Annotated in this window: 12 protein-coding genes; 10 read left to right on the top strand and 2 right to left on the bottom strand. The window is 69.9% G+C overall.

Annotation, left to right across the window (positions count from 1 at the left end):
* Nucleotides 1-3: 3 nt before the first annotated feature.
* The 3 genes from leuC to IE209_RS07550 are packed head-to-tail and all read left to right on the top strand — an operon-like array spanning nt 4 to nt 2,974.
* Nucleotides 4-1,416, top strand: coding sequence for a 3-isopropylmalate dehydratase large subunit (gene leuC, locus IE209_RS07560; RefSeq protein WP_189686337.1), 1,413 nt, complete (start codon nt 4-6; stop codon nt 1,414-1,416).
* Entirely contained in the window at nt 1,413-2,078 is a 666-nt protein-coding gene (gene leuD, locus IE209_RS07555; protein WP_189686336.1) for a 3-isopropylmalate dehydratase small subunit, read from the top strand. The genes leuC and leuD overlap by 4 nt, the downstream gene beginning before the upstream one ends.
* On the top strand, nt 2,075-2,974 hold the full coding sequence (locus tag IE209_RS07550; RefSeq protein WP_189686335.1) for an alpha/beta fold hydrolase: 900 nt from the start codon (nt 2,075-2,077) through the stop codon (nt 2,972-2,974). The genes leuD and IE209_RS07550 overlap by 4 nt, the downstream gene beginning before the upstream one ends.
* Here IE209_RS07550 and IE209_RS07545 read toward each other — a convergent pair.
* On the bottom strand, nt 2,971-3,897 hold the full coding sequence (locus IE209_RS07545; protein ID WP_189686334.1) for an EamA family transporter: 927 nt from the start codon (nt 3,895-3,897) through the stop codon (nt 2,971-2,973). The two genes, IE209_RS07550 and IE209_RS07545, sit on opposite strands and share 4 nt — an antisense overlap.
* Before the next feature lie 121 nt (nt 3,898-4,018).
* Between IE209_RS07545 and IE209_RS07540 the strand changes: the two genes are divergently transcribed.
* Nucleotides 4,019-4,855, top strand: coding sequence for a M90 family metallopeptidase (locus IE209_RS07540; RefSeq protein WP_189686333.1), 837 nt, complete (start codon nt 4,019-4,021; stop codon nt 4,853-4,855).
* On the opposite strand, the gene IE209_RS07535 is transcribed toward IE209_RS07540, so the two are convergent.
* On the bottom strand, nt 4,828-6,687 hold the full coding sequence (locus IE209_RS07535; protein ID WP_189686332.1) for an ABCB family ABC transporter ATP-binding protein/permease: 1,860 nt from the start codon (nt 6,685-6,687) through the stop codon (nt 4,828-4,830). The two genes, IE209_RS07540 and IE209_RS07535, sit on opposite strands and share 28 nt — an antisense overlap.
* A gap of 47 nt (nt 6,688-6,734) precedes the next feature.
* Between IE209_RS07535 and IE209_RS07530 the strand changes: the two genes are divergently transcribed.
* The 6 genes from IE209_RS07530 (at nt 6,735) to IE209_RS07505 (ending at nt 12,685) form a co-directional block, all read left to right on the top strand.
* Nucleotides 6,735-7,160: an acyl-CoA thioesterase gene (locus IE209_RS07530; RefSeq protein ID WP_189686331.1), complete on the top strand. Its 426-nt coding sequence runs from the start codon at nt 6,735-6,737 to the stop codon at nt 7,158-7,160.
* Between the two features lie 110 nt (nt 7,161-7,270).
* Entirely contained in the window at nt 7,271-8,146 is an 876-nt protein-coding gene (locus tag IE209_RS07525; RefSeq protein WP_189686330.1) for a branched-chain amino acid ABC transporter permease, read from the top strand.
* A gap of 12 nt (nt 8,147-8,158) precedes the next feature.
* Nucleotides 8,159-9,235: a branched-chain amino acid ABC transporter permease gene (locus tag IE209_RS07520; RefSeq protein WP_189686329.1), complete on the top strand. Its 1,077-nt coding sequence runs from the start codon at nt 8,159-8,161 to the stop codon at nt 9,233-9,235.
* Between the two features lie 35 nt (nt 9,236-9,270).
* Entirely contained in the window at nt 9,271-10,032 is a 762-nt protein-coding gene (locus IE209_RS07515; RefSeq protein WP_189686425.1) for an ABC transporter ATP-binding protein, read from the top strand.
* A complete protein-coding gene (locus tag IE209_RS07510; protein WP_189686328.1) occupies nt 10,029-10,826 on the top strand; it encodes an ABC transporter ATP-binding protein in 798 nt (265 codons plus the stop codon). Before IE209_RS07515 ends, IE209_RS07510 begins: the two co-directional genes overlap by 4 nt.
* A gap of 2 nt (nt 10,827-10,828) precedes the next feature.
* On the top strand, nt 10,829-12,685 hold the full coding sequence (locus tag IE209_RS07505; RefSeq protein WP_189686327.1) for an AMP-dependent synthetase/ligase: 1,857 nt from the start codon (nt 10,829-10,831) through the stop codon (nt 12,683-12,685).
* The last annotated feature ends 22 nt before the right edge of the window (nt 12,686-12,707 follow it).

Here is a 12,707-nt window from a genome sequence, read left to right as displayed (position 1 = left end):
AACATGACCCCACGCACCCTCTACCGCAAGCTGGTCGACAGCCACACCGTGGCCGCGCTCGACGACGAGAACATCCTGCTGTTCTGCGACCTGCACCTCATGAACGAGTACACCAGCCCGCAGGCCTTCACAGGCCTGGACGAGCAGGGCCGCGGCGTGCCCCTGCCGGGCCAGAACGTGGCGGTCGTGAGCCACATCATCCCCACGCACCCGGGCAAGGTGCGCGTGATCGCCGACGCGGCCTCGGCGCTGCAGGCCAGCAACCTGCACCGCAACTGCACGCGCTTCGGCATCCCGCTGTTTGACACCAACGATGCGCTGCAGGGCATCGAGCACGTCATCGCGCCCGAGCACGGCATGGTGCGCCCCGGCATGGTCATCATCTGCGGCGACAGCCACACCACGACCTACGGCGCGCTGGGCGCGCTGGGCTTCGGCATCGGAACGACCGAGGTCGAGCATGTGCTGGCCACGCAGACCCTGGCCTACCGCGTCGCGCGCAGCATGCTGATCCGCGTCGACGGCGTGCTGCCCGCGGGCAGTACGGCCAAGGACCTGGTGCTGGCCGTGATCGGCCGCATCGGCGCGCAGGGCGCGCGCGGCTGCGTGGTCGAGTTCAGCGGCAGCGCGATCGATGCGCTGTCGATCGAGGCCCGCTTCACGCTGTGCAACATGACCGTGGAGGCCGGCTCGCGCGGCGCACTGGTCGCACCAGACGCCAAGGCGGTGGACTATGTGCTGGCGCGCGCGCCCGACCTGGCCGAACACCGTGCGGCGGCGCTCGCGGCCTGGCAGGCGCTGCGCAGCGACGCAGGCGCCGTGTTCGACGTGGAGCACCGCTTCGACGCCAGCCGGATCGCGCCGCAGGTCACCTGGGGCACGAGCCCCGACCAGGTGGCGGCCATCGACGGCCATGTGCCGCTGCCGGCGGACCTGCCGGCCGGCCCTGAGCGCAGCAGCGCCGAGCGCGCCATGGCCTATGCCCGGTTGCCGGCCGGCGCGCCCATCGCGGGAACGCCCATCCAGCACGTGTTCATCGGCTCCTGCACCAATGGCCGCATCGAGGACCTGCGTGCGGCGGCCGGCGTCGCGCGCGGCCGCCAGGTCGCTGCCGGCGTGCGGGCCATGGTCGTGCCGGGTTCGGGCGCGGTGAAAGCGGCGGCCGAGGCCGAGGGCCTGGACCGCGTGTTCCTGGCGGCCGGCTTCGAATGGCGCAACCCGGGCTGCTCCATGTGCCTGGCCATGAACGACGACGTGCTGGCCGAGGGCGTGCGCTGCGCGTCCACGACCAACCGCAACTTCGAGGGGCGCCAGGGCCGCGGCGCCATCACCCACCTGATGGGCCCGGCCATGGCCGCGGCCGCGGCCGTCACGGGCCGCATCACCGACGTGCGCCAACTGGAGTTGCTGGCATGACCGATCCCCTTCGCATCCAGGGCCGCGCGGCCGCCTTGCGCATCGAGAACCTGGACACCGACCAGATCATGCCCAAGCAGTTCCTGCGCGGCATCGACAAGTCCGGCCTCAAGGACGGCCTGCTGTACGACCTGCGCTTCGACGCGCAGGGCCGGCCCCGGCCCGACTGCGTACTGAACCGTGCCGACTACGCGGGCGTGTCGGTGTTGGTCGGTGGCGCCAACTTCGGCTGCGGCTCCAGCCGCGAGCATGCGGTCTGGGGCCTGCTGCAGTTCGGCATCCGCGCCATCGTGGCGGAGAGCTTCGCCGAGATCTTCCATGCCAACGCCATGAACAACCGGCTGCTGCTGGTGGCGCTGCCACCCGCGCAGGTTGCGCAGCTCATGGACGATGCCGACGAGCCGGCCAGCAACGCCGTGGACATCGATCTGGCCGCCCAGACCCTGGCCAGCCGCCGCGTGCAGGCCGGCTTCGCGCTGCTGCCGCGGCACCGCCGCATGTTCCTGGAAGGGCTGGACAGCATCGGCCTGTCGCTCAGCTACCGCGCGCAGACCGAGGCCTTCGCGCAGCGCCACTGGGCGGCCCAGCCCTGGCTGCGCGATGTGGCGGCGCGCACGCGCCAGCGCCTGGACGGTTCCCACGCTCCTAACATCGCAGCATGACGGACACCCCCCTGTTCCCGGGCTTTCGCCCACACCTGGCCCAGGTCGGCGACGGCCTGCACATCCACGCGCTGGTCGGCGGCGAGGGCCCGCCCCTGCTGCTGCTGCACGGCCATCCGCAGACGCACGCGATCTGGCACAAGGTGGCGCCCCAGCTGGCCGAGCGCTTCACGCTGGTGCTGGCCGACCTGCGCGGCTACGGCGGCTCGTCCAAGCCCGCGGGCGACGCGGACCACGCCAACTACAGCAAGCGCACCATGGCGCGCGACATGCTGCGCCTCATGCAGTCGCTGGGCCATGCGCGCTTCGACGTGCTCGCGCACGACCGCGGCGCGCGCGTGGCGCACCGGCTGGCGGTGGACCATGCCGATGCCGTGCGCCGCCTGGTGCTGCTCGACATCGCGCCCACGCTGGCCATGTACGAGCAGACCAGCGAGGCCTTCGCGCGCGCCTACTGGCACTGGTTCTTCCTGATCCAGCCCGCGCCGCTGCCCGAGCGCCTGATCGAGGCCGACCCGGGCGCCTACCTGCGCGACGTGGTGGGCCGGCGCAGCGCCGGCCTGGCGCCGTTCGACCCGCGCGCGCTGGCCGCGTACGAGGCCGGCCTGCGCCAGCCCGGTGCGGCCCATGGCCTGTGCGAGGACTACCGCGCCTCGGCCGGCATCGACCTCGAACACGACCGGGCGGACCGCGCCGCGGGCCGACAACTCACGGTGCCGCTGCTCGCGCTGTGGGGCGAAGAGGGTGTGGTGCACCGCTGCTTCGATCCGCTGGCCGAGTGGCAGCGCGTGGCCGCGGACGTGCGTGGCCGGCCGCTGCGCTGCGGCCACTACATCGCCGAGGAAGCGCCGCAGGCGCTGCTCGACGAAGTGCTGCCCTTTCTGACAGCCTCCTAAAGCTGCAGGCAGATCCCGACCAGCCCCAGCAACACCAGCGCCAGTCCCCAGCGCTCGCCGGCGCGCAGCTTCTCGCGGAAGATGCGGCGCGAGACCAGCAGGCTGAAGAAGACCTCGACCAGGCCCAGCGTGCGCACGTCGGCCGCGGGCTGGATGGCCATGGCCGTGAACCAGCCCGTGGAGGCCAGGGCGCCCATGGCACCGGCCAGGATGGACACGCGCCAGACCCGCGCCGTGGTGGCCAGGGCCACGGGGTCGCGCGCGGCGAGCCAGCCGCCCAGCAGCAGGCTTTGCAGCAGCTGGGCCCACAGCACGCCCCAGCCGCCGAGCAGCCAGGGCGCCACGTCGGGCATGGCCAGCGCCGCACCGCGAAAGCCCACGGCCGACAGCGCGAAGCAGGCACCCGAGGCGATGCCGTACAGCACGGCCTGGCTGGCGCCGCCGGCCGCCACGCCGCCGGCGGCACCCGCGCGGGCCGGCAGCGAGAGCAGCACCACGCCCAGCGTGGCCGCCAGCATGGCCAGCGCGGCCAGCCAGGTCGGCACCTCGTGCAGGAAGAACGTGGAGAACAGCGCGACCTGCAGCACCTCGGTCTTGGAGAACGCCACGCCGACGATGAAGTTGCGCTGCTGCATGGCCTTGAGCAGGCAGGCCGTGGCCAGCAGCTGGGCCACGGCACCCATCGCCACCCAGCCGAAGTAGCCGGCATGGAAGGCCGGCACGGGCCGGCCCGAGAGCTGCTGCGCCACCGCCACGAACACCAGCGCGAACGGCAGGCCGTACAGGAAGCGCGCCAGCGTGGCGGCCAGCGTGCCGGCCTGGCTGACCAGGCTGCGCTGGGCGGCATTGCGGATGGTCTGCGCCAGCGCGGCGGACAGCGTGATCGGGATCCAGGCCCAGGCGGGCAGTGTCGGAATGTCCATGGTGGGGCGGCGAGGGTAGCGCAGAACGCAGGCGGCCATGCTTCGTGCTTGGCGAGGACGCCCATCGCTTGAAATGGCCGGCCACGCCTCCAGCTGCGCAGATCAACGCCTTCTTCCATCCATGCCCACGCTGTCCCAGTTCCTGTTCGGCGCCGTCCTGTTCGGTGCGCTGGTGGCCGTGCTGGGCATCGCCTTGGCCCCGGCCTGGCAGGCCTGGCGCCGCCGCACGCTGGCGCGCCAGCCCTTTCCTGCCGCCTGGCGGCGCGTGCTGGCGCGCCATGTGCCACAGGTGCGCCGCCTGCCGGTGGACCTGCAGCTCCAGCTCAAGCAGCACATGCAGGTCTTCATCGCAGAGAAGCCCTTCATCGGTTGCAACGGCCTGGTCGTGACCGAGGCCATGCGCGTGGTCGTCGCGGCCCAGGCCTGTCTGCTGCTGCTGGGCCGGCCCGGCGGGCACTTCGGCAACCTGCGCCAGGTGTTGCTGTACCCGGGGGCCTTCCTGGTCGACCGCGTGCGCACCGAGGCCGGTGGCGTGCTGCGCGACGAGCGCCAGGTGCTCTCCGGCGAATCCTGGTCGCAGGGCCAGGTCGTGCTGTCCTGGGACGACGTGCTGGCCGGCGCGGCCGACCCGGCGGACGGGCGCAACGTGGTGGTGCACGAGTTCGCGCACCAGCTGGACCAGGCCGACGGCCAGTCCAATGGCGCGCCGCCCTTGCCGCGCGGCATGAGTGCGGCGCGCTGGACGCGCGTACTGCAGGCCGAGTTCAGCGCACTGCAGCGCCAGCTTGCCGCGGGCGAGCCGAATCTGCTGGGCGACTACGCGGCGACGAACCCGGCCGAGTTCTTCGCCGTGGCGTCCGAGGTGTTCTTCGAGCAGGGGCCGCAGCTGGCGGCCGAGCGGCCGGCGCTGTACGCCGAGCTGCAGGCCTTCTACGGCGTCGATCCGACGGCCTGGTGAGCCGCGCCGGCCGCCGGTGCCGGCTCGTTCTGCTGCAGCGCCCACATGCGCGCATAGCGCCCGCCGGCCGCCAGCAGCTGGGCGTGGCTGCCGCGCTCGGCGATGCGGCCGGCCTCCATGACCAGGATTTCGTGCGCATCGACCACGGTGGACAGCCGGTGTGCGATGACCAGTGTGGTGCGGCCGCGCGCGACCGACTGCAGCTCGGCCTGGATGGCGCGCTCGTTGGCCGAGTCCAGCGCCGAGGTCGCCTCGTCGAAGATCAGGATGGGCGGGTTCTTGAGCAGCGTGCGCGCGATCGCCACGCGCTGCTTCTCGCCGCCCGAAAGCTTCAGCCCCCGCTCGCCCACCATGGTCTGGTAGCCCAGCGGCATGGCGGCGATGAAGTCGTGGATGTGGGCCGCGCGCGCCGCCGCCTCGATCTCCGCCTGGCTGGCACCGGGGCGGCCGTAACCGATGTTGTAGGCGATGGTGTCGTTGAACAGCACCGTGTCCTGCGGCACGATGCCGATGGCGCGGCGCACGCTGGACTGGGTCACGGCTCGGATGTCCTGGCCGGCGATGCGCACGCTGCCGGCCTGGACGTCGTAGAAGCGGTAGAGCAGCCGCCCCAGCGTGCTCTTGCCCGAGCCCGAGGGGCCGACCACGGCCACCGTCTTGCCGTCCGGGATCTCGAAGTCCACGCCGTGCAGGATGGGCCGGGCCGGCTCGTAGGCGAAGTCCACCTGCTCGAAGCGGATGCCGCTGCCGCGCGCGGTGTCCAGCGGCTGGGCGCCGGGCGCGTCGGCCACCTCACGGTCGCGTTCCATGAGCGTGAACATCTTGTCCAGGTCCGTCAGGTTCTGCTTGATCTCGCGGTAGATCACACCCAGGAAGTTGAGCGGGATGTAGAGCTGGATCATGAAGGCGTTCACCATGACCAGGTCGCCCAGCGTCATGCGGCCGTCCGCCACGCCCTGGGTGGCGCGCCACAGCATCCCCACCAGCGCCACCGCGATGATGAGCTGCTGGCCGGCGTTGAGCAGGGACAGCGTGGTCTGGCTCTTGAGGCGCGCGCGGCGCAGGCGCTGCAGGCTGTCGTCGTAGCGCTGCGCCTCGTAGCCTTCGTTGCCGAAGTACTTGACGGTCTCGTAGTTCAGCAGCGAGTCGATGGCGCGCGTGTGGGCCGTGGAGTCGAATTCGTTGACCTGCTTGCGAAACTGCGTGCGCCATTCGGTCACGAGCACCGTGAAGGTGATGTACAGCGCCAGCGCGGCCAGCGTGATCCAGGCGAACCAGGCGTCGAACTTGACGGCCAGGATGCCGAGCACCAGCGCCACCTCGATCACGGTGGGCACGATGCTGTAGAGCGAGTAGGAGATCAGCGACTCGATGCCGCGCACGCCGCGCTCGATGTCGCGCGTCATGCCGCCGGTCTGGCGCTCCAGGTGAAAGCGCAGCGAAAGCGCGTGCAGGTGCGTGAAGGTCTGCAGCGCGATGGAACGCGCCGCACCCTGGGTGGCCTGCGCGAACACGAGGTCGCGCAGCTCGGTGAACAGCGAAGTCGACAGCCGCAGCAGGCCATAGGCCAGCAGCAGGCCTACGGGCACCACGAGTACGGCCGCCGGATCGTCGGGCTTGAGGCTCATCGCGTCGACCAGGTTCTTGAGCAGGACCGGCACGCCCACGTTGGCGAATTTCGCGCCCACCATGAAGGCCAGCGCGAACACCACGCGCCACTTGTACTGCCACAGGTAGGGCAGCAGGCGGCGCAGCGTGGCCCAGTCCGAGCGGGGCGGGGCGCCGGGTGGGGCGCTGGGGGTGTCGGGGGCAGCGGGGGCGTAGGAGCGCATGGATGACAATCGCGGACGTCGTTCTCGTTCTGCGGAGATTGTCCCGGATGTCCACCGATTCAAGCGCCACCGTCCAATTGCCCACCGACATGGAGCTGGTGCTCAAGGTCATCCCCATGCCGGCGGACACCAACGGCAACGGCGATATCTTCGGCGGCTGGGTCATGGCCCAGGTCGACCTGGCCGGCGGCGTGCTGCCGGCAAGGCTCATCGTCGGCAAGTTCGCCACCGTGGCCGTCAACGAGTTCATCTTCAAGCAGCCGGTGCGCGTGGGCGACCTGCTGTCCTTCTTCGCGGCCATCACGCGCGTGGGCAAGACTTCGGTCACCGTGCAGGTCGAGGTCTATGCCGAACGGCGCCACACGCCGCAGCGCTACGTCAAGGTGACCGAGGCGCGGCTGACCTACGTGGCGATCGGCGACGACGGACGGCCGCGTTTGGTGCAGCCAACGGCGGCGCCGGCACCGACCTGACCCCGGCAAAACCCTAGACTGGGCCCCGTTGCCCGGTGGATGCGGAACAACCCTGAGCGCCGTTGCCCAGAGCACGGCTATAAACCCGGGCACAACACACGGGGGGCCGGGTGCAGTTTCTCCAACTGGTGATCAGTGGCATCGCGCAGGGCTGCATCTATGGCCTGATCGCGCTCGGCTTCGTGCTGATCTACAAGGCCACCGAAACCGTGAGCTTCGCCCAGGGCGAACTCATGATGCTGGGCGCCTTCGCCGGGTTCGCCGCGATGACCTGGCTGGGCCTGGCGTTCTGGATGGCCGTGGTCTGCGCCGTGGTGGCCGTGGCGCTGCTGGGCATGCTGCTCGAGCGCGTGGTGGTGCGCCCCATTCTGGGGCAGCCGGCGTTTTCCATCGTCATGCTGACCATTGGCATCGGCTACGTGGCGCGCGGCCTTGTCACCATGGTGCCTGGCATCGGCACCGAGACGCACACGCTGCCCGTGCCCTACAAGGACGAGATCTACCGGCTCGGCGAGCTCGTGCTCAACGCCGAGCAACTGGTCGTGATCGGGGCCACGGGCGTGCTGTGTGCGCTGCTGTTCGCACTGTTCCGCTACAGCAAGCTCGGCATCGCCATGCAGGCCTCCTCGCAGAACCAGCTGGCCGCCTATTACATGGGCATCCCGGTGCGACGGCTCAACGGCCTGGTTTGGGGCCTGGCGGCGGCCGTAGCAGCGCTGGCCGGGCTGCTGCTGGCGCCCATCACCTTCGTGCACGCCAACATGGGCTTTATCGGGCTCAAGGCCTTCCCGGCCGCGGTGGTCGGCGGCTTCGGCAGCCTGCCGGGCGCCATCGTGGGCGGGGTGCTGATCGGCGTGGTCGAGTCGCTGGCGGGCTTTTACCTGCCCGACGGCTTCAAGGACACGGCCGCCTACATCGTGGTGCTGGTCATGCTGATGGTGCGGCCCAACGGCCTGTTCGGCGAACGCCTGCGCAAGAAAGTCTGAGGGCCGAGCACGATGCGCTTTCTGTTCAAGACCAGCTACGCGCAGGACATCGCGCTCGCCAAGCACGAGGGCCACCGCTTCTGGTATGGCCTCCTGCTCGTGGCCCTGGTGCTGGCGCCGCTGGGCCTGCCGGAGTACTGGCTGGCGCAGCTGACCTTCGTGCTGATCTACGGCATCGCCGGGCTCGGGCTGATGCTGCTGTCGGGCTTCACCGGGCAGTTCTCGTTGGGCCATGCGGCCTTCCTGGGCGTGGGGGCCTACACCCAGGGCGTGCTGACCAACCTGGGCTGGCCCTTCCCGCTGGCGATGCTGATGGCGATGCTGCTGGCCGCCGCCGTGGGCGTGGTGGTGGGGCTGCCGGCGCTGCGCGTGAAGGGCATCTACCTGGGCATGGCCACGCTGGCCTTCGGCGTGATCGTCGAGGAGGTGCTGGCCCGCTGGGAGAGCGTGACGGGCGGCAATGCCGGCCTGCACATGAAGGCCCCGGCCATCGGCAGCTTCAAGCTCGACAGCGGTGAGGGCTTCTACTTCCTGTGCCTGCTGCTTGCCGTGGTGGCGACGCTGGCCATCCTGAACCTGCTGCGCGCGCCGACCGGGCGGGCCTTCGTGGCGATCCGCGATTCCGAGGTCTCGGCGCAGAGCATGGGCATCCACCTCGCGCGCTACAAGACGCTGTCGTTCGCGCTGTCGGCCGCGCTGGCCGGCCTGGCGGGCGCCTTGTATGCGCACAAGATCAGCTTCCTGTCGCCCGACCAGTTCAGCGTGCTGCAGTCCATCGACCTGCTGCTGATGGTGGTGATCGGCGGGCTGGGCTCGGTGCATGGCGCCTTCCTCGGGGCCATCTTCCTGATCGCCATGCCGCAGCTGATCGCACTGGGCAAGGGTTATCTGCCCGAGACCATCGCGATGGCGCCGGGCCTGCAGGGCTTCGTCTACGGCCTGGTGCTGATCGTGTTCGTGCTGTTCGAGCCGCTGGGCTTGTACGGCCGCTGGCTCAAGGTGCGCACCTACTTCAGCATGTTCCCGTTCTACCGCAAAGGCATGTTCAAGCGGCAGAAGTCGTTCCAGAAATCCGAGAGGTTGAAGTGAGCACGTCGCCCTTGCTGCAGGTGCAGGACGTCAGCATGCGCTTCGGCGGCGTGCTGGCCGTGAATCGCGTGGGCTTCGAGGTGCAGGAAGGCGAGGTGTTCACGCTGATCGGCCCCAACGGCGCGGGCAAGACCACGGTGTTCAACCTGATCAGCCGGATCTACACGCCGACCTCCGGCGAGATCCTGTACCGCGGCGCCTCGCTGACGGCGCAACCCGCGCACCGCATCGCGGCGCTGGGCATCGCGCGCACCTTCCAGAACATCGAGCTGTTCGAGCACGCCACGGTTCTGCACAACCTGCTGATCGGCCGCCACACGCACCGCCAGACCGGCTTCTGGGGCGACGTGCTGTTCACGCCGCGCGCGCGCCGGGCCGAGCTGCAGGCGCGCGAGAAGGTCGAGCGCGTGATCGAGCTGCTGGACCTGCAGCACCACCGCGACGCCATGGTCGCGGGCCTGCCCTACGGCGTGCGCAAGGTGGTGGAACTCGCGCGCGCACTGTGCACCGAACCCAAGCTGCTGCTGCTGGACGAGCCCTCCTCGGGCCTGAACGTGGAGGAGACGGACGACATGGCCTTCTGGATCCAGGACATCCGCGACGAGCTGGGCGTGACGGTGCTCATGGTGGAGCACGACATGTCGCTGGTGTCCAAGGTGTCCGACCGCGTGCTGGCCATGAACCAGGGCGAGCTGCTGGCGCTGGGCACGCCGGCCGAGGTGCAGGCCGATCCGGCGGTGGTGGAGGCCTACCTGGGCTCGGTCGATGACGTGACGACGCTGAGGCGTACAGCATGAGCGACGTACCACCGCCCATCAGTGACCAGCCGGTCCTGAAGCTGCTCAACGTGGAGAGCGCCTACGGCCCGATCAAGGCCATCCGCGGCGTGAGCCTGCAGGTGCGGCGCAGCGAGATCTCCACCGTGCTGGGCAGCAACGGCGCGGGCAAGACCACCATCCTCAAGACCATCTCGGGCATCCTCGATCCGCGCAAGGGCTCGGTGGAGTTCAAGGGCGAGGACATCACCGCCAAAGACCCGGCGCTGATCGTGCGCCTGGGCCTGTCGCACGTGCCCGAGGGCCGCGAGGTGTTCCCGCTCTTGAGCGTGCGCGACAACCTGGCCATGGGCGCCTACACGCGCAGCGACCGCGACGGCGTGGCGCGCGACCTGGAGGCCGTGTTCGGCTACTTCCCCATCCTGCGCGAGCGCGCGGCGCAGGACGCCGGCCTGCTCTCGGGCGGCCAGCAGCAGATGCTCGCGATCTCGCGCGCGCTGATGGCCGCGCCCGACCTCATCCTGCTCGACGAGCCCAGCCTGGGCCTGTCGCCCAAGCTGACCAAGGAGATCTTCGAGATCGTGGTGCGCATCAACCGCGAGCGCGGCACCACCTTCCTGCTGGTCGAGCAGAACGCCAACATGGCGCTCAACGTGGCCGACTACGGCTACGTGCTGGAGAACGGCCGCATCGTGCTGGAAGACACCTGTGCCCGGCTGCGCGAGAAGGACGACATCAAGGAGTTCTACCTCGGCATGAAGGAAGCCGGCGTGCGCGGCGAACGCCGCTGGAAGAAAAAGAAGAACTGGAGGTAAGGATGGGAAACCTCTGGGATCTGTCGCGCATCCAGTCCCGCACCGACATCATGGTGCCGGGCGAAACCATCTCCGCGATGTTCTGGCAGGCCGTCGCCCAGCGCGGCTCGGACACCTGGCTGCGCCAGAAGGAGCTCGGCATCTGGCGCAGCCACAGCTGGGACCAGGTGGCCCAGGGCGTGCGCGAGATCGGCCACGGCCTGCTGGACCTGGGTTGCGCGCCGGGCGACACGGCCTCCATCCTGGCCAACACCGTGGTCGACTGGGTGCTGGTCGACCTCGCGGTGCTGAGCACGGGCGGCGTGTCCAACGGCATCTACCCGACCGACGCGGCCAGCCAGGTGCACTACCTGTGCGAGGACTCGCGCACGCGCGTGCTGTTCGTGGAGGACGACGAGCAGCTCGACAAGGCCTTGCAGGTGCGCGCGCAGCTGCCGCTGCTGCGCAAGATCGTGGTGTTCGACATGGAAGGCCTGCGCGGCCTGGACGACCCGGACGTGCTGAGCCTGGACGCACTGCGCGAACGCGGCCGCGCCCATGCCGCGGCCCACCCGGGCCTGCTGGAGCAGCGCGCGGCGGCCTGCCGGCCCGAAGACCTGGCCATCCTGGTCTACACCTCGGGCACCACGGGCAAGCCCAAGGGCGCCATGCACAACCACCGCGCACTGGTGTATGCCGCGCGCGGCTACAACACGCTGGTGGCGCAGGACGCGACCGACGAGCGCATGTGCTTTTTGCCGCTGTGCCACATCGCCGAGCGCCTGGGCGGCGAGTACACCGCGCTCTACACGGGCGCCAAGCTCAACTTCGTCGAGAACCCCGAGACCGTGCCGGAGAACGTGCGCGAGATCGCGCCCACGGTGGTCACGGCCGTGCCGCGGGTCTGGGAGAAGTTCTATTCGGGCGTGATGATCGCGCTCAAGGACGCCAGCCGGCTGCAGCAGGCCGCCTACGGCTGGAGCATCGCCGTGGGCCAGCGCATCGCCGACGCCGTGCTGGCCGGCCGGCCCGTGGCGGCGTGGGACAAGCTGCGCTTTCGCATCGCGCGCTGGCTGGCGCTGGACAACGTGCGCAAGCTGATCGGCATCCACCGCGCGCGCTACCTCGTGACGGGTGCGGCGCCGATCTCGCCCGAGCTCGTGCGCTGGTATCTCGCGCTGGGCGTGCCCATGCTGGAGGTCTGGGGCATGACCGAGACCTGCGGCGCCGCCACCGGCGTGCCGGCCACGCGCATCAAGCCCGGCACCATCGGCCCGGCCGCGGGCTACAACGAGGTGCGGCTGGATCCGGCCACGGGCGAGTTGCTGGTGCGCGGCACCAACGTGTTCATGGGCTACCTGAACCTGCCCGAGAAGACGGCCGAGGCCATCGACGCCGACGGCTGGCTGCACACGGGCGACGTGGGCACGGTGGACGAAGACGGCTACTTCCGCATCACCGACCGCATGAAGGACGTGATCATCACGGCCGGCGGCAAGAACATCACGCCCAGCGAACTGGAGAACGAGCTCAAGTTCTCGCCCTACATCACGGACGCGGTGGTGATCGGCGACCGCCGGCCCTACCTCACGGCCATCGTCATGATCGACCAGGAGAACGTGGAGAAGTTCGCCCAGGACGCGGACGTGCCGTTCAGCAACTACGCCAGCCTGACGCGCGCGCCCGAGGTGCTGGCGTTGATCCAGCGCGAGTTCGACCGCGTGAACGCCAAGTTTGCTCGGGTGGAGCAGATCAAGAAGTTCTTCCTGCTCGAGACGCAGCTCAGCGCCGAAGACGAGGAGCTCACGCCGACCATGAAGCTCAAGCGCAAGCTGGTCGAGAAGAAGTACGCCGAACGCATCGAGGCCCTGTACCGCTGATTCCGTTTCACAACAGCCAGGA

Origin of the sequence: Pseudorhodoferax aquiterrae (assembly GCF_014652235.1) — a bacterium.
GTDB lineage: Bacteria > Pseudomonadota > Gammaproteobacteria > Burkholderiales > Burkholderiaceae_C > Pseudorhodoferax > Pseudorhodoferax aquiterrae.
The sequence above is the reverse complement of the archived record's forward strand: the minus strand, read 5'-3'. Positions and strand labels throughout refer to the sequence as shown.

Excerpts from the sequence above, each read along its gene's own strand:
- leuC (WP_189686337.1), top strand. The coding sequence starts at position 4 with ATGACCCCACGCACCCTCTACCGCAAGCTGGTCGACAGCCACACCGTG.
- leuD (WP_189686336.1), top strand. The coding sequence starts at position 1,413 with ATGACCGATCCCCTTCGCATCCAGGGCCGCGCGGCCGCCTTGCGCATC.
- IE209_RS07550 (WP_189686335.1), top strand. The coding sequence starts at position 2,075 with ATGACGGACACCCCCCTGTTCCCGGGCTTTCGCCCACACCTGGCCCAG.
- IE209_RS07545 (WP_189686334.1), bottom strand. The coding sequence starts at position 3,897 with ATGGACATTCCGACACTGCCCGCCTGGGCCTGGATCCCGATCACGCTG.
- IE209_RS07540 (WP_189686333.1), top strand. The coding sequence starts at position 4,019 with ATGCCCACGCTGTCCCAGTTCCTGTTCGGCGCCGTCCTGTTCGGTGCG.
- IE209_RS07535 (WP_189686332.1), bottom strand. The coding sequence starts at position 6,687 with ATGCGCTCCTACGCCCCCGCTGCCCCCGACACCCCCAGCGCCCCACCC.
- IE209_RS07530 (WP_189686331.1), top strand. The coding sequence starts at position 6,735 with ATGTCCACCGATTCAAGCGCCACCGTCCAATTGCCCACCGACATGGAG.
- IE209_RS07520 (WP_189686329.1), top strand. The coding sequence starts at position 8,159 with ATGCGCTTTCTGTTCAAGACCAGCTACGCGCAGGACATCGCGCTCGCC.
- IE209_RS07515 (WP_189686425.1), top strand. The coding sequence starts at position 9,271 with ATGCGCTTCGGCGGCGTGCTGGCCGTGAATCGCGTGGGCTTCGAGGTG.
- IE209_RS07510 (WP_189686328.1), top strand. The coding sequence starts at position 10,029 with ATGAGCGACGTACCACCGCCCATCAGTGACCAGCCGGTCCTGAAGCTG.
- IE209_RS07505 (WP_189686327.1), top strand. The coding sequence starts at position 10,829 with ATGGGAAACCTCTGGGATCTGTCGCGCATCCAGTCCCGCACCGACATC.